This window comes from Streptomyces sp. NRRL S-920 (genome assembly GCF_000717945.1).
In the GTDB taxonomy this organism is placed as follows: Bacteria; Actinomycetota; Actinomycetes; order Streptomycetales; family Streptomycetaceae; genus Streptomyces; species Streptomyces alboniger.
Map to the genome: position 1 here is coordinate 158,592 of NZ_JODF01000006.1, position 15,539 is coordinate 174,130.

Annotated in this window: 16 protein-coding genes; 7 read left to right on the forward strand and 9 right to left on the reverse strand. The window is 69.7% G+C overall.

Annotated elements, in window-relative coordinates; genetic code table 11:
* The first annotated feature begins 26 nt into the window (after positions 1-26).
* The 3 genes from IG54_RS0107305 to IG54_RS0107315 all read left to right on the forward strand — a co-directional run bounded on the left by IG54_RS0107305 (position 27) and on the right by IG54_RS0107315 (position 1,951).
* A complete protein-coding gene (locus tag IG54_RS0107305; RefSeq protein ID WP_030778727.1) occupies positions 27-710 on the forward strand; it encodes a response regulator in 684 nt (227 codons plus the stop codon).
* A gap of 95 nt (positions 711-805) precedes the next feature.
* Positions 806-1,204 carry an OB-fold nucleic acid binding domain-containing protein gene (locus IG54_RS0107310; RefSeq protein WP_078593814.1) on the forward strand — a complete coding sequence of 133 codons (399 nt, stop codon included), beginning with the start codon at positions 806-808 and terminating at the stop codon, positions 1,202-1,204.
* A gap of 3 nt (positions 1,205-1,207) precedes the next feature.
* The gene (locus tag IG54_RS0107315; RefSeq protein ID WP_030778732.1) at positions 1,208-1,951 is read left to right on the forward strand and encodes a DUF3159 domain-containing protein; all 744 of its coding nucleotides are present in this window, start codon (positions 1,208-1,210) and stop codon (positions 1,949-1,951) included.
* Positions 1,952-2,063: 112 nt separating this feature from the next.
* Here IG54_RS0107315 and IG54_RS0107320 read toward each other — a convergent pair whose 3' ends face one another.
* From IG54_RS0107320 to IG54_RS0107335, 4 genes are all read right to left on the reverse strand, one after another.
* Positions 2,064-2,732, reverse strand: a complete 669-nt coding sequence (locus tag IG54_RS0107320) for a potassium channel family protein (protein ID WP_030778734.1) — start codon at positions 2,730-2,732, stop codon at positions 2,064-2,066.
* Positions 2,732-3,400, reverse strand: coding sequence for a potassium channel family protein (locus IG54_RS0107325; protein WP_030778736.1), 669 nt, complete (start codon positions 3,398-3,400; stop codon positions 2,732-2,734). The genes IG54_RS0107320 and IG54_RS0107325 overlap by 1 nt, the downstream gene beginning before the upstream one ends.
* A gap of 134 nt (positions 3,401-3,534) precedes the next feature.
* Positions 3,535-3,774 (reverse strand): hypothetical protein, encoded by a 240-nt coding sequence (locus IG54_RS0107330; RefSeq protein WP_030778738.1) that lies wholly within the window; start codon positions 3,772-3,774, stop codon positions 3,535-3,537.
* The gene (locus tag IG54_RS0107335; protein WP_030778740.1) at positions 3,774-4,106 is read right to left on the reverse strand and encodes an ArsR/SmtB family transcription factor; all 333 of its coding nucleotides are present in this window, start codon (positions 4,104-4,106) and stop codon (positions 3,774-3,776) included. The genes IG54_RS0107330 and IG54_RS0107335 overlap by 1 nt, the downstream gene beginning before the upstream one ends.
* 167 nt (positions 4,107-4,273) lie before the next feature.
* Between IG54_RS0107335 and IG54_RS0107340 the strand changes: the two genes are divergently transcribed.
* The 3 genes from IG54_RS0107340 (at position 4,274) to IG54_RS0107350 (ending at position 10,107) form a co-directional block, all read left to right on the forward strand.
* Positions 4,274-6,628, forward strand: coding sequence for an MMPL family transporter (locus IG54_RS0107340; protein WP_078593828.1), 2,355 nt, complete (start codon positions 4,274-4,276; stop codon positions 6,626-6,628).
* Entirely contained in the window at positions 6,570-8,630 is a 2,061-nt protein-coding gene (locus IG54_RS0107345) for an APC family permease (RefSeq protein ID WP_030778754.1), read from the forward strand. The genes IG54_RS0107340 and IG54_RS0107345 overlap by 59 nt, the downstream gene beginning before the upstream one ends.
* Positions 8,631-8,748: 118 nt before the next feature.
* Positions 8,749-10,107, forward strand: coding sequence for a class I SAM-dependent RNA methyltransferase (locus IG54_RS0107350; RefSeq protein WP_030778744.1), 1,359 nt, complete (start codon positions 8,749-8,751; stop codon positions 10,105-10,107).
* Positions 10,108-10,335: 228 nt separating this feature from the next.
* Here IG54_RS0107350 and IG54_RS43550 read toward each other — a convergent pair whose 3' ends face one another.
* From IG54_RS43550 to IG54_RS0107375, 5 genes are read right to left on the reverse strand one after another with little or no spacing between them, the layout of a single operon-like run.
* Complete coding sequence (locus tag IG54_RS43550) at positions 10,336-10,458, reverse strand: tautomerase family protein (RefSeq protein ID WP_106976962.1); 123 nt, start codon at positions 10,456-10,458, stop codon at positions 10,336-10,338.
* A 34-nt stretch (positions 10,459-10,492) separates the two neighbouring features.
* Positions 10,493-10,996 (reverse strand): DNA-processing protein DprA, encoded by a 504-nt coding sequence (locus IG54_RS0107360; protein WP_051819325.1) that lies wholly within the window; start codon positions 10,994-10,996, stop codon positions 10,493-10,495.
* A complete protein-coding gene (solA, locus tag IG54_RS0107365; RefSeq protein WP_234336039.1) occupies positions 10,993-12,156 on the reverse strand; it encodes an N-methyl-L-tryptophan oxidase in 1,164 nt (387 codons plus the stop codon). The genes IG54_RS0107360 and solA overlap by 4 nt, the downstream gene beginning before the upstream one ends.
* On the reverse strand, positions 12,153-12,824 hold the full coding sequence (locus IG54_RS37725) for an FMN-binding negative transcriptional regulator (protein ID WP_234336040.1): 672 nt from the start codon (positions 12,822-12,824) through the stop codon (positions 12,153-12,155). The genes solA and IG54_RS37725 overlap by 4 nt, the downstream gene beginning before the upstream one ends.
* Positions 12,825-12,870: 46 nt before the next feature.
* The gene (locus tag IG54_RS0107375) at positions 12,871-14,169 is read right to left on the reverse strand and encodes a lysine N(6)-hydroxylase/L-ornithine N(5)-oxygenase family protein (RefSeq protein WP_030778752.1); all 1,299 of its coding nucleotides are present in this window, start codon (positions 14,167-14,169) and stop codon (positions 12,871-12,873) included.
* Between the two features lie 519 nt (positions 14,170-14,688).
* Here IG54_RS0107375 and IG54_RS40050 point away from each other — a divergent pair.
* Positions 14,689-15,066 (forward strand): response regulator transcription factor, encoded by a 378-nt coding sequence (locus tag IG54_RS40050; RefSeq protein ID WP_234336042.1) that lies wholly within the window; start codon positions 14,689-14,691, stop codon positions 15,064-15,066.
* Positions 15,067-15,539: the final 473 nt, after the last annotated feature.

The following is a 15,539-nucleotide window of genomic DNA, read 5'->3' on the forward strand; positions in this document are numbered from 1 at the left end:
ACCAGAAGCCAGAAAGGCAGGCCGGCATGACCCGGGTGCTCGTGGTCGACGACGAGCCGCAGATCGTACGTGCCCTCGTGATCAACCTGAAGGCGCGCAAGTACGAGGTGGACGCGGCCCCCGACGGCGCGACGGCGCTCCAGCTGGCCGCCGCCCGCCACCCCGACGTGATCGTGCTCGACCTCGGTCTGCCCGACATGGACGGCGTGGAGGTCATCAGGGGCCTGCGCGGCTGGACGCGCGTCCCGATCCTCGTGCTGTCCGCGCGGCACAGCTCGGACGAGAAGGTCGAGGCCCTGGACGCGGGCGCCGACGACTACGTGACCAAGCCGTTCGGCATGGACGAGCTGCTGGCCCGCCTGCGCGCCGCCGTCCGCAGGGCCGAGCCCACCGGCGCGGGCGAGGACGACATCATGGTCGACACCGAGGACTTCTCCGTCGACCTGGCGGCCAAGAAGGTCAACCGCGGCGGCCGTGACGTGCGCCTGACCCCCACCGAGTGGCACCTCCTGGAGGTGCTTGTGCGCAACACCGGCCGCCTGGTCAGCCAGAAGCAGCTGCTCCAGGAGGTGTGGGGGCCCTCCTACGGCACGGAGACCAACTACCTGCGGGTCTACATGGCGCAGCTGCGCCGCAAGCTGGAGGCGGACCCGGCGCATCCCCGGCACTTCATCACGGAGCCGGGGATGGGATACCGCTTCGAGCGTTGAAGTCAGCCGTGAGCGGGCATAAGCCGTGAGCGGGCACAAGCACAGATGAGCGCACCCCTTTCCGGCGTGTCGGTGCCCCCCGGTACGCTTTCTGTATGAGTGCTGTTCCTGGTTCCGAAAAGCCGGCAGGCCGTTTCCGGCGCATGCTCGACCGGCTGTCCTCCTCCCAGGAGGATCTGGAGTCGGAGGAGCTGCGTGAGGACTCCGAGACGGCGGGTTGCGTCCGCATCTGTGACTGCCAGGACCGCCAGATAGTCACCGTTACTGGTACCTTGCGCACGGTCACCCTGCGTCCACGAGCCGGGGTCCCCGCGCTGGAGGCCGAGCTGTTCGACGGCTCCGCGGCGCTGGACGTGGTGTGGCTCGGCAGGCGCTCCATCGTCGGGATAGAGCCGGGGCGCAAGCTGATCGCATCGGGCCGGATCTCGATGAGCCGGGGCCGCCGGGTGCTCTTCAACCCCAAGTACGAACTCAGACCGCTCGGACGGGAGTAGCCGGTGACGTCCCTCGACAAGCCGACGGACCAAGGGAAAGCGGAGCAGGAGGACGCCGACTCCAGGGCCGTGACCGAGGCAGCGCTCTTCGAGGCCTTCGGCGGCGTGCGGGGCATGGTGGAGACGGTCGTTCCCGGCCTGCTCTTCGTGACCATCTTCACGATCAACAAGGACCTGCACATGGCGGCCATCGCGGCCCTCGCCGTGTCCGTGGTGCTCGTGGTGGTCCGCCTGGTCATGAAGGACACCGTCAAGCACGCCTTCAGCGGCGTCTTCGGGGTCGCCTTCGGCGTGGTCTTCGCGATGATGACCGGCAACGCCAAGGACTTCTACCTGCCGGGCATGCTCTACACCCTGGGCCTCGCCCTGGCCTACATCATCACGACCCTCGCGGGCGTCCCGCTGATCGGCCTGATCCTCGGCCCGGTCTTCAAGGAGAACCTCTCCTGGCGCACCCGCAACCCCGGCCGCAAGAAGGCGTACGCGAAGGCGAGCTGGGCCTGGGGCCTGATCCTGCTCGCCAAGTGCGCGATCCTCTTCCCGCTGTACTGGTGGGCGGACACCACGCAGTTCGGCTGGGTCCTGGTCGCCCTGAAGATCCCGCCGTTCCTGCTCGCCGTCTACCTCACCTGGGTCTTCCTGTCGAAGGCCCCGCCGCCGATCGACGTGTTCGCCGAGATGGAGGCCGCCGAGAAGGCGGAGAAGGAGCGCAAGACCGCGGCGCGGGGCCAGGAAAGCGCCCCGTAAGGGGCGCGGGGAACTGCGCGCCCGGCCCCGACGGACCCGCAGAAAAACACACGAGATGGGGGCGCCCGGTATGAATCACCGGGCGCCCCCATCCACGTACAGAGCCCCGGGGCTAGCTCTCGCGACGCACCGAAAGAAGATCCTCCAGCTGCTCCTCACGCGCCTGCGCGGCCACGAAGAGAAGCTCGTCCCCCGCCTCCAGGGAGTCGTCCGGCGTCGGCGCGAGGACGCGCGTACCGCGGATGATCGTCACCAGCGAGGTGTCCTCGGGCCATTCGACGTCGCCGACGCGCGTGCCCGCGAGGGCCGACTCGGGCGGCAGCGTCAGCTCGACGAGGTTCGCGTCGCCGTGGCTGAAGCGCAACAGCCGGACGAGATCGCCGACGCTCACCGCCTCCTCGACGAGCGCGGACATCAGCCGCGGCGTGGAGACCGCGACGTCGACGCCCCAGGACTCGTTGAAGAGCCACTCGTTCTTGGGGTTGTTCACGCGGGCGACGACCCGCGGGACGCCGTACTCCGTCTTGGCGAGCAGGGAGACGACGAGGTTGACCTTGTCGTCGCCGGTCGCGGCGATCACGACGTTGCAGCGCTGGAGCGCCGCCTCGTCCAGGGAGGTGATCTCGCAGGCGTCGGCGAGCAGCCACTCGGCCTGCGGGACGCGCTCGACGGAGATGGCCGTCGGCGCCTTGTCGACGAGAAGGACCTCGTGGCCGTTCTCCAAAAGCTCACCGGCGATGGAGCGGCCCACCGCGCCGGCTCCGGCAATGGCGACCCTCATCAGTGACCGCCCTCCTCGGGGCCTTCGGCGAACGCCGCTTCGACCTTGTCGACCTGATCGGTGCGCATCATCACGTGCACCAGGTCGCCCTCCTGGAGGACCGTCTGCGAGGACGGCAGGACCGCCTCGCCCAGCCGGGTGAGGAAGGCCACGCGGACGCCGGTCTCCTCCTGGAGCCGGCTGATCTTGTGCCCGATCCAGGCCGGTGAGGCGTGCACCTCGGCGAGCTGGACGCCGCCGGTGGGGTCGCGCCACAGCGGTTCGGCCCCCGAGGGGAGCAGACGGCGCAGCATCTGGTCGGCGGTCCAGCGGACCGTGGCGACCGTGGGGATGCCGAGGCGCTGGTAGACCTCGGCGCGGCGCGGGTCGTAGATGCGGGCCGCGACGTTCTCGATGCCGAACATCTCGCGGGCGACGCGCGCGGCGATGATGTTCGAGTTGTCGCCGCTGCTGACGGCGGCGAAGGCGCCCGCCTCCTCGATGCCGGCTTCGCGCAGGGTGTCCTGGTCGAAGCCGACGCCGGTGACGCGGCGGCCGCCGAATCCGGAGCCCAGACGGCGGAAGGCCGTGGGGTCCTGGTCGACCACGGCGACCGTGTGCCCCTGTTGTTCCAGGGTCTGCGCGAGAGCGGAACCGACTCTCCCGCAGCCCATGATGACGATGTGCACGACCGTCCTTCCGGCTGTGTCAATACTTTGTGCTCAGGTTGAACGGTAAAAGCGTCTCAGACCGGAGCCCAAGCTACACACGCGCGGTCCGCCGAGGGCACCCCCGTGCACGTCCCGGACGGGTGGCCCGGCGCTCAGTCCACGCTGCGCAGCAGCCCCTCGACGCTCCGCAGCCGGTGGCCAAGATCGACGAGCTGCAAGCGGGTCGCCTCCTGCTCCGACCTGGCGCGTTCGACCGCCTCGCGGTACTCGTGCATGGCCTCGGCGTACTGCCGGTCGCGCTCGCGGTTGCGCTGCGTCTGGAAGTAGGCGACGGCGACGATCGCGCCGGCGAGTATCAGGAAAAATGCGACCGGGATGATCACGTCGTCCACTAGGGCGTCCCTCTGTCCGATTGCTGTCCTTCGTCGCCCGTCCGGCCTCGCTGGACGGCCGCGACGATCGTATCCACGTTCAACCGCACGTCGAACGGCGCCAGTTCGAAGTACTTGAGCGCCTTGCCGTCGTCGGACAGCTCCAGGCGGCCGACGACGAGGCCCGCCTTCTCCATGCGTTCGAGGTGCATGTAGAGCAGGGGGCGGGACACCCCGAGCCGCCGGGCCAGTTCGCTGACGTACAGCTGGCCGGCGGCTAGCTCGCTGATGATCCGGATGCGCTGCGCGTGGCCGACCGCCGCGAGAAAAGCCAGTAGCTCCTCGCTGTCCATGGTCCGCCTTCGCGCTGGTCCCGATACCTGTCAGTCAAGGCTTACGTATGACGGGTTCCGCTGTCAATCCGGGTCAGCGAACTCTCGAATGACAGTTGACGGCTCATTCCTTCACCTGTCAGTCTCCACTTACACATGGCAGACGGAGAGAGCGGGCGGGGATGGACATGAGGAAGCGATCGGCCACGGTGCGCGTGGCCCGATGGAGCGCGCTGCACCCGTGGCGGGCGGTGATCGGCTGGTTCGTCTTCGTGGTGCTGTGTCTGGGCGGCGGGATCGCCGCGGGGATGAACAGCGCCACGACGGAGGACTTCCGTGTCGGCGAGGCCGGCCGGGCCGAGGCCCTGGCGGCCGAGGGCGGTGTCCAGCTGAGGCCCACCGAGCAGGTGCTGATCCGGGCCGCTTCGGGACGGCAGGGACGGCCGGGACAGACCGGACAGCCGGGGCGGCTGGACAAGGCACAGGCCGAAGCCGCCGTGCGGGACATCACCGCCCGTATGAAGGCCCTGCCCGAGGTCGCCTCCGTGGCCGCCCCGGTGCGCTCGGCCGACGGCCGCGTACTGCGGATCCAGGTGGAGCTGAACGGCTCCGAGCAGGAGGATCAGGAGCACGTACCCCCGCTGCGGGAACAGACCGCGCAGGTGGCCAAGGCCCACCCGGACCTGGTGATCGAGGAGACCGGCGACGCCTCCGTCAGCAAGGGCGTCGACGACCAGCGCAACGAGGACCTGAAGTTCTCCGAGGCGATCACACTGCCCATCACGCTGATCACGCTCGCCGTGGTCTTCGGCTCGGTCGTCATGGTCGGCGTACCGCTGCTGCTCGCGATCACCTCGATCGCGGCGACCATGGGGCTGGCGATGCTGGCCTCGCACCTCCTGCCCGACACCGGCGTCGGAATGAGCATGATCCTGCTCATCGGCATGGCCGTCGGCGTCGACTACACGCTCTTCTACCTCAAGCGCGAACGTGACGAGCGGGCCCGCGCGGGCGGCCGCCTCACCTCGGAGGCGCTGGTCGAGGCCGCCGCCGCGACGGCGGGGCGCGCGATCGTCGTCTCCGGACTCGCCGTGATCGTCTCCACCACCGCGCTCTACCTGGCCCGTGACGTCATCTTCGACTCGCTCGCCACCGGCACCATCCTGGTCGTCGCCGTCGCCGTGGCCAGCTCGGTGACAGTGCTGCCGGCGCTGCTCGTCATGCTCGGGCGGCGCACGGAACGCCGGGAGGCCAAGCGCCTGGCACAGGGCAAGCCGGTGCGCGCGTACGGGGAGAAGGGGCCCGGCCGCGCCTGGAGCGCCCTGCTCGCGCCCGCCCGCAAGCGCCCCGCGCTCACCCTGTGCCTCTCGGTCCTCGTGATGCTGGGGCTCGCGCTGCCCGCCCTGACCATGAACCTCAAGAACCCGGCGCGCGACAGCTTCTCGCGGGAGATACCGGCGATGAAGGGATACGACCGGCTGCTCGACGACTTCCCCGAGCAGCGGGTCCGGCACCTCGTCGTGGTGCGGGCCGAGGCCTCACGGGCCGCCGACGTACGCCGGGCCCTGACGGCGCTGGACCGCGCGGCGCAGGCCGACCCGCTCTTCTCGCGCCCCTCAGGTGCTCCGCTCCTGCGCTCCTCCGAGGACGGCAGGACCACGACCCTGGAACTCAACGCGGCGCACCCCACGTACTCCAAGAAGGCCGAGGACTCGCTCGCCCACGTGCGCGAGACCTATCTGCCCGCGACCGTCGGCAAGCTGCCCGGCGTCGAGACGGCCGTCACCGGCGAGGTGGCGCGCGGTGTGGACTACGTGCAGCACCAGAACGAGAAGCTGCCGCTCGTCCTCGGCTTCCTGCTCCTGATGACCTTCGGCATGACGGTCTACGCGTTCCGCTCGGTCGTCCTCGGACTGCTGGGCGTAGGACTCAACCTGCTCTCCGCGGCCTCCGCGCTCGGACTGCTCGTCCTCGTCTTCCAGGGCACCTGGGCCGAGGACCTGCTCTCCTTCGAGTCGCTCGGCGGGATCTCCTCGCGCGTACCGCTCTTCCTCTTCGTGATCCTCTTCGGGCTCTCGATGGACTACCAGGTCTTCGTGGTCAGCCGGATCCGCGAGGCCGCCCTGAACGGCGTACCCACCCGGCAGGCGGTCCTCGACGGCATCGCGTCCTCCGCCAAGGTCGTCACCAGCGCGGCGATCGTCATGGTCACCGTCTTCGCGAGCTTCGTGATGCTGCACATCCTGGAGATGAAGCAGATGGGGTTCGTCCTCGCGGCGGCCGTGCTGCTCGACGCGTTCGTGATCCGCGTCATGATCCTTCCGGCCGCGCTGCTGCTGCTCGGCCGCGCCACCTGGTGGCCGTCCGGGGCGATCCGGCGAGCGGAGGCGCGGGCCGCGGCGCAGGATCGCACAGGACAGATAACCGGGGCAGATGGGGGTGGTGGGTGGGCGGGCGCCCATTCGAACGCTTACGATCCTCTGCGTGTCCAAACTGACCGACGTGCCCAAACGGATCCTCATCGGGCGCGCACTGCGCAGTGACCGGCTCGGAGAAACGCTCCTGCCGAAGCGCATCGCACTCCCCGTATTCGCGTCCGACCCGCTCTCCTCCGTTGCGTACGCACCGGGAGAGGTCCTTCTCGTCCTCTCCATCGCGGGTGTGTCGGCGTACCACTTCAGCCCGTGGATCGCCGTCGCGGTCGTGGTGCTGATGTTCACCGTCGTCGCGTCGTACAGACAGAACGTGCACGCCTATCCGAGCGGTGGTGGTGACTACGAGGTCGCCACCACCAACCTCGGACCCAAGGCGGGACTCACCGTCGCGAGCGCCCTGCTCGTCGACTACGTCCTGACCGTGGCCGTGTCGATCTCCTCGGGCATCGAGAACCTCGGCTCGGCCGTCCCGTTCGTCGTGGAGCACAAGGTGCTCTGCGCGGTCGCCGTCATCGTCCTGCTCACGCTGATGAACCTGCGCGGCGTGAAGGAGTCCGGGAAGCTCTTCGCCATCCCGACGTACGTCTTCGTGGCGGGCGTCTTCATCATGATCGCGTGGGGCGCCTTCCGCGGCATCGTCCTGGACGAGACCATGAAGGCCCCCACCGCCGACTACGAGATCAAGCCCGAACACCAGGGCCTCGCCGGTTTCGCGCTGGTCTTCCTGCTCCTGAGGGCCTTCTCCTCGGGCTGTGCCGCCCTCACCGGCGTCGAGGCGATCAGCAACGGCGTCCCGGCCTTCCGCAAGCCGAAGTCCAAGAACGCCGCGACGACCCTCGCGCTCATGGGCGGCCTCGCCGTCACCATGTTCTGCGGCATCATCGGCCTCGCCATGGTGACCGAGGTCCGCATGGCGGAATACCCGGGCAAGGACCTCATCCACAACGGAGTCCCGGTCGGCGCGGACTACGTCCAGAACCCGGTGATCTCCCAGGTCGCCGAGGCCGTCTTCGGCCACGGCAGCTTCCTGTTCATGATCCTGGCCGCCGCCACCGCGCTGGTCCTCTTCCTCGCGGCCAACACCGCGTACAACGGCTTCCCGCTGCTCGGTTCGATCCTCGCGCAGGACCGCTACCTGCCGCGCCAGCTGCACACCCGCGGCGACCGCCTCGCGTTCTCCAACGGCATCGTGCTCCTCGCGGGCGCGGCGGCCCTGCTCGTCGTCATCTACGGCGCCGACTCCACCCGCCTCATCCAGCTCTACATCGTCGGTGTCTTCGTCTCCTTCACGCTCAGCCAGATCGGCATGGTCCGGCACTGGAACCGCCACCTGGCGACCGAGAAGGACCAGAACAAGCGCCGCCACATGATCCGCTCCCGCGCGATCAACACCTTCGGCGCCTTCTTCACGGGCCTCGTGCTGGTGGTCGTACTCGTCACCAAGTTCACGCACGGCGCCTGGGTCGCACTGCTCGGCATGTGCATCTTCTACGTGACGATGACGGCGATCCGCCGCCACTACGACCGCGTGGCCGAGGAGATCGCCGCCCCGGAGACCCCCTCCGACGACAACATGCGTCCCTCCCGCGTGCACTCGATCGTCCTGGTCTCCAAGATCCACCGCCCGACGCTGCGCGCCCTGTCGTACGCGAAGCTGATGCGCTCGCACACCCTCGAAGCGCTCAGCGTCAACGTCGACCCGGCCGAGACCAAGGCGCTCAAGGACGAGTGGGAGCACCGCGGCATCACCGTGCCGCTGAAGGTCCTCGACTCGCCCTACCGCGAGATCACCCGGCCGATCATCGAGTACGTGAAGAACCTGCGCAGGGAGAGCCCGCGCGACGTGGTCAGCGTGATCATCCCCGAGTACGTGGTCGGCCACTGGTACGAGCACCTGCTGCACAACCAGAGCGCGCTGCGCCTCAAGGGCCGCCTCCTGTTCACGCCGGGCGTGATGGTGACGTCGGTCCCCTACCAGCTCGACTCCTCCGAGGCCGCGAAGAAGCGGGCCCGCAAGCGCCAGGAGTGGAACGCGCCGGGCGCGGTGCGCCGGGGCCCGGTGGAGAAGCCGAGGCGTATGAAGGAGCGGGAGCCGAGCAAGAAGGCGTGACACGTCACGCGTTCCCGCGCCGCTTGTGGTGAACGGCCGGACGACGCCCACGTAGACTGGTGGGCTGTAGTAGTCCGGCCGTTCCCCTCTCACTTTTACGTTGTGGAGTCACCCCGCCATGCAGGCAGAACCGAAGAATCCGCAGGCGGGGAACGCTCAGGCGGCCGCGTCGCTGGTCGGCCAGGAGTACGAGGTCGAGATCGGGCCCGTCGCGCACGGCGGCCACTGCATCGCCCGTACCGCCGAGGGCCAGGTGCTCTTCGTGCGGCACACGCTGCCCGGCGAGAAGGTCATCGCACGGGTGACCGAGGGCGAGGAGGGCGCGCGCTTCCTCAGGGCCGACGCGGTCACCATCCTGGAGCCCTCCAAGGACCGCGTCGAAGCGCCCTGCCCCTACGCCGGCCCCGGCCGCTGCGGTGGCTGCGACTGGCAGCACGCGAAGCCGGGCGCGCAGCGCCGCCTCAAGGGCGAGGTCATCGCCGAACAGCTCAAGCGCCTCGCGGGCCTGACCCCCGAGGAGGCCGGCTGGGACGGCACGGTCATGCCGGCCGAGGGCGACAAGCTGCCGCCCGGCGAGGTCCCGTCCTGGCGTACGCGCGTGCAGTACGCGGTGGACGAGGACGGCAACGCGGGCCTGCGCCGCCACCGCTCGCACGAGGTCGAGCCGATCGAACACTGCATGATCGCGGCGGAGGGAGTCTCCGAACTCGGCATCGAGAAGCGCGACTGGTCAGGCATGGCGTCCATCGAGGCGATCGCGGCGACGGGCTCCCAGGACCGCCAGGTGATCCTCGCCCCGAAGCCGGGCGCGCGCCTGCCCATCGTGGAGCTGGACAAGCCGGTCTCCGTGATGCGGGTGGGGGAGAAGGACGGCGGCGTCCACCGCGTCCACGGCCGCGCCTTCGTCAGGGAGCGGGCCGACGGCCGCACCTACCGCGTCGGCAGCGGCGGCTTCTGGCAGGTCCACCCGAAGGCCGCCGAGACGCTGATGCTCGCCGTCATGCAGGGCCTGCTGCCCCGCAAGGGCGACACGGCCCTCGACCTCTACTGCGGGGTCGGCCTGTTCGCGGGCGCCCTCGCGGACCGGGTCGGCGAGGCGGGCGCGGTCCTCGGCATCGAGTCCGGCAAGCGCGCGGTGGAGGACGCCCGCCACAACCTCGCGGCGTTCGACCGCGTCCGCATCGAACAGGGCAAGGTCGAATCGGTCCTCCCGCGCACGGGCATCACCGAAGCGGACCTGATCGTCCTTGACCCGCCCCGCGCGGGCGCGGGCAAGCAGACGGTACGCCACCTGTCGGGACTGGGCGCGCGCCGCATCGCGTACGTGGCCTGCGATCCGGCGGCGCTGGCGCGGGATCTCGGGTACTTCCGGGAGGGCGGGTACAGGGTGCGGTCTTTGCGGGCGTTTGATCTCTTTCCTATGACGCATCATGTGGAGTGTGTGGCGATTCTGGAGCCTGCTGAGAAGGGCCGCTGACCCCCCCGGCCCCACGCCGGCCGGGGCGACTCTGCGTGCCCCGGCGGCGGCTGACCGTGTGACAGGTCGGGCCTAGGGCCTGTCCGGCGGATCAGGCCGTACTTGGGTGGCGGTCACCTTTCTGTGCAGGTGAGTGGGGTCTGGTGCGTCGAGATGCAAGGCGGAGGGGGGCGGCAACGCGATGGGGGCGCCCCCTGCTCGAGCGAAGCCGAGAGCTTGGGGGAGTTGTCAACCGACGACAACGCCGCAGTGATGGGGTCTCCCCTGGATCGCCTCGGTCACCTCCTTGACGAGGGCCTCCTTCTGGTCGGCGGTACGGCCGGGGAACATCTGTACGCGGATCATGGGCATGTGGTTCTCCTCAAGGGGTTGGGGATTGGGTGGGTCAGGTGAGCGGGGCGACGAGGTAGGGCCTGCCGAGTCCGGCCGCGTACGTGAGCGTCTCCCAGGTGCCCGACCCGTCATCGGTGCCGGTCAGCGGGAAGCCGATGACGAGGTCGCTGTGGTCGACGAGCCAGCGATTGCGTCTGGTGAACGCGGCCGGGCCGATGCCCTCGGGGTGGTCCAGCTCGACGATCCGTTCGACGCGGCCCGCGGCGTGCGCCTGCTCGATCGCCTCCCGTGCGTCCGCCGGCTGGTCGGCACACCGCGCGGGGACGGCCACGACCAGCCGGCCGGCGTCGCGACCGGCCAGGAAGCGCAGCGCCGAGGTGTCGACGCCCGCGGCGCCGCCGAGCAGCCAGCCGCGGTCCGCGGCCGGTCCGTCGGCGAACGGCGCGAGCACCCGTTCGAACAGCTCTGCCAGGGCGTCTCGTCGCGACTCGACCTGACGCGTGCCGGTGATGGCGATCGTCAGGCCCCGGTGCACGGTGCGGGCCGCGCCGGTCACGCCTTCGCGTCGGTCAGGCGGCGCGGGTCGAACAGGGAGATGTCGTGGGTGCTGGCACCCTCCGTGGCCAGCTGCGCGATCACCTCGCCGAGCGCGGGGGCGAACTTGAAGGCGTGGCCCGAGGTGCCGGCGGCGACGGTGATCCGGTCGCTCTGGGCCGACGGGCCGATGATGAAGCCCATGTCGGGCGAGTTGTCGTACATGCAGACGCGGCTGCGCAGGTAGCGGCCGGGCAGCGCCGGGATCCGCTTGGCCAGGAACTCCCGTACGGCCTCGACGTCCCGCGTGCTGACGTGGCGGTCGAGGGAGTCGGGGTCCGCGGGCTCGCCGCCGCTGTGGATCCCGGCCTTGACGCCGCCGGAGGGGCCGTCGACGGCCGGGTGGCCGTAGCCGACCGTGCCGTTCTCGCCCTCCCAGACCCAGTACGGCTGACGGCCGGCGTAGAAGTCCTCGGTCCGCGAGACCGGATCGAACCAGAGCATCACCTTCCGCAGGACCTTGATGTGCGGCCGCAGTTCGGGGAGCAGCTGCGGGGCCCAGGCACCGGCGGCGACGACCAGGCGGTCGGCCTCGTACACGCCGGTCTCCGTGCGCACCCGCACACCGCTGCCGGTCTCCGAGAAGTCCAGCACCTTCTCGTCGAACCGCAGGTCGGCGCCGTGCTTGCGGGCGAGGTCGAGGTGCGCGGTGACGACCTGCTCGGGACGCACGTATCCCGAGGACGGGTCCCACACGGCGACGTCACCCGGTCCGGGGTTGAACTGCGGGAAGCGCGAGCGGATCTCGTCGCTCTCCAGGTGCTCGAACTCCAGGCCCGCCTCCCGGGCCGAGGCGAGCGCGGCGGGCACGAGCGCACCGTCGGCCGGGCCGACGCAGATCCCGCCGGTGCGGTGGAACAGCGTCTCGCCGCGGATCTCGGCCAGCTCGTCCCAGAGGTCGTAGGCGCGGTCGAGCAGCGGGACGTACCCGGCGCCCATGAAGTACGCCTTCCACACCCCGCGGCTCTCGCCGTGGCTCGCACCGCGCGCGTGCGCGGGCCCGAACCGGTCGATGCCGATCACCCGGCTGCCGCGCGCGGCCAGGTGGTAGGCCGCGGCGCTGCCGAGCCCACCCAGGCCGACTATGAGGACATCAGCGGTTTCGGTCACGTTCTCACTCACTCTCCGGTGGTGGCGGTCGGGGCGGCGGTCCTCATCAGGTGGCTGACCTCCCGTTGCAGTCCGACCGGGCTGGCGGCGAAGTGCGCGGCCACCTTGTCCCTGGTGCAGGCGGCCTGTTCCTGGCTGAGCTTGAGCATCGTGTCGACCGAGTCGACGGTGAAGCGGAAGGCGCCGACACCGTCGACGATCTTGTCGAAGTAGTCGAGCGACGGGCCCGGGTCCCAGCCGAGGCCGTGCTTGGCCTCGAAGGCCGCCACCGTCCAGCGCACCACGTCGAGCGCGTCCTCCCGGGCGGGCATCGGGTGGATGCGGCCGTGGACGTGGGTGGTGGCGAAGTTCCAGGTGGGGGCGGCCGGGGTGCGCTCGTAGACGGCGGCGGAGACGTAGGCGTTCGCGCCCTGGAAGACCAGGGTCGCGTGCTGCTCCTCGTACAGCGTCTCCCAGTGCGGGTTGGCCCGGTTGAGGTGGCCGTAGAGCGTGCCGCCGCTCAGTGACACGATCTTCTCGGGCTCGGAGGCGGGCGGGAAGATCACGGGCAGGTGGGTGGCGAACGGCGCCGCGGGTCCGTTGGTCAGCAGCAGGGCCAGCGGGTACTCGCGGATCAGCCGCACGGCGTCGGCGTCCGGGGACTGGTAGATCTTCGGAACGTACATCTCGTGCGTCTCCATTCTCCTGGGCACCCGCCCGGCCTCCCGGAAGCCTCCGGGATCCCGCTCAGCGGGCGGACGCGGTGAGGACCTGGGCGGGAACCGCGGCCGTGACGGCCGCGAGGATCTCGCCGGCGCGCACCGCGGTGACCGAGAGCAGCGTCGAGGCCAGGCCGTGGGTGTGCTCCGTCGGGCCCTGTAGGTAGATCCCGGCGCGGATCCGGTCGGTGGTGACGAGGCGGTAGTCGCGGTCGAGGTGCGGGCGGGACTGGTCGTCCAGCTTGAGCTGGTCGGCCAACGGGCCGAGCAGGGCGAGCGGATCGGCGGGGCGGTACCCGGTGCCGAACACGACCGCGTCCGTCTCGAACTCGGTCCGCTCCCCGGTGGGCAGGTGCTCCACGGCCACCCGTACCGCGTCGGCCTCCTGCGACAGCGAGGCGATCCGACTGACGTTCATCATGACCAGCCGCGGCTGGTCGCCCCGCACCTGCTCGCGGTAGGACCGCGCGTACAGGTCCTGGATCAGTTCGAGGTCCACGACCGCGTAGTTGGTGTTGCGGTGGTAGTCGTCCAGCCGGCGGCGGACGTGCTCGGGCGCCACGTAGTACGCGTCGACGGCGTCGGGGTCGAAGATCTGGTTGGCGAACGGGGAGTCGTCCGCCGGGCTGTACCCGTAGCGCCCGAACACGGCCCGCACCTCGGCCTCCGGGAACCTCCCGTGCAGGTGCGCCACCGCCTCGGCGGCGCTCTGCCCGGCACCGACGACGGTGAGGCTGCGCGGCGCGACGGACTCGAACTCCGGTAACCGGTGCAGCAGTTCCGAGGTGTGCCAGACCCGGTCCGACCGCTCGATGCCGTCCGGCAGCCAGGGTTGCAGACCGGGGGCGAGCACCACGTTCCGGGTGCGGTGCACCTCCTCCACCCCGTCGCGGCGGGCCACGACGTCGAGCAGGTCGACGGATCCGTCCGGGCCGGGCACCGGGCGGATGTCCACCACCTGCGTGCCGTAGCGCACCAGGTGACCGACCCGCTCGGCGCACCACGCGAGGTAGTCGTGGAACTCGGTGCGCAGCGGGAACAGCGACTTCTGGTTGATGAACGCGGCCAGTCGGCCCCGGTCCCGCAGGTAGCACAGGTAGCTGTGCGGGCTGGCCGGGTTCCGCATGGTGACCAGGTCCTTGAGGAACGAGACCTGCATCGTCGCCTCGTCCAGCAGCATTCCGGTGTGCCAGCCGAAGGCCGGCTGCCGCTCCAGGAACAACGCGTCGCATCCGGCCTGCGCGCCCGCTTCGTCCAGTGCGAGGGCGACGGCCAGGTTCGAGGGTCCGAATCCGACACCGACCAGGTCGAGCACCGCTTCCGGCATGGTGGGGCTCCTCTGACGAAGTGGAGAACGGGTTGCGTCTCGGTGTGGGCGATGCCCCTGTGGACCGTGGTGCAGCCGGGGCGGAACCGGATTCATCCTTGATCGAGCCCTCCGCTCAAACAAGCCGAGCTGTCGGCGATGGCCCGATCGCGATCGGCTTTGGCCGGTTCGAACCCGTCTCCGATGGGTGGCTCCAGTCGTCAGATTGCTTGTCAACAAGGAAGATTGACGACCCGTCATATGCGCCGGAGCGCAAAGCCCCTGATCGCCGCCTGCCCGTGCGCCCTGTGACCGCCGTCATGCCTACTGCCGCCCGGGTCAACCCACCCGGCCGCAGCCAGCAGTAACACTGGCTCAAAGATTCTTGGGCCAACATGCCCTTAAAATCTTGACAGTTACCCCCCGCTCCCATGTTCGATCTTCGCTACAGTCGGCTTGGGCACTACCGGGCCTGAAGCCTCCTATCGGAGCCGACCGGGCGCGGGACTGGCCATGCGACCACGGGGCAAGGAGACACGGATGGCTGCGCAAAACAGAGACCGCACACACCCCCTGACCAACCAACAGACAGATATTCCCGTCGCTCAGGACGCAACGGCGATGCGCCCGCGTCCGCGACGAGCAGAGGCTCGAACCGCCCGCGCTCATCAGGGGGGAGTGGCGACCGATCATGGTGAACCGGCCGACGTGAAGTCTCCATCCAGCGCCCTGACGCCGCGCCAGCTCGAAGTTCTCGCCTTACTCACCGACGGTATGACGAACCGTCACATCGCCCGGGCACTCGGCATCACGGAGAAGACCGTCAAGAACCACATGCAAGCGATCTTCGCCCGGCTCAATGTGTCCGATAGGACCCAGGCCGCGGTCTACGCGGTCCGGCACAACCGAGCGGCATGACGGCTGCTGCTGCCCGGCCGTGCCGTCACCGGGCCGGGCAGCAGCTTTCGCCGTTGGCCGCGGCCCGATTGGGCGCCGTAGCGCGTGCAGGCCCGCGCGGCGCGGAAAGGCGCCCCTACCTGCATTGTTGACTGACTCGTACTCCTGCGGAATGTAAGTTTTATGGGCCGCCGAGTGTGTTCGTGGCCTATTCGATCTTGGCGGCCGATGGGTCTTAAGGCCTATGTACGGCCCACTTGACGATCTGGCAACCTGCTCGTGGTTGCAAGTCGCCACTGTGGTCGCCATCCACCGCAGTGGCGCAATCCACCACTCGGGAGGGCTGGAGTGTTGTGAGCGGCCCCCGGTGGTTGGGTTTTCTGTGTCCCCGTTTTGGTGTGTGTGGTCCCGCGTGTCGGGGGGCGGGTGTGTGCCGCGTAGCTGGTGTGCGGTGGTGCTGCCGCGCGCGCGGTGAGTGGTAGTCGTCAAGGACC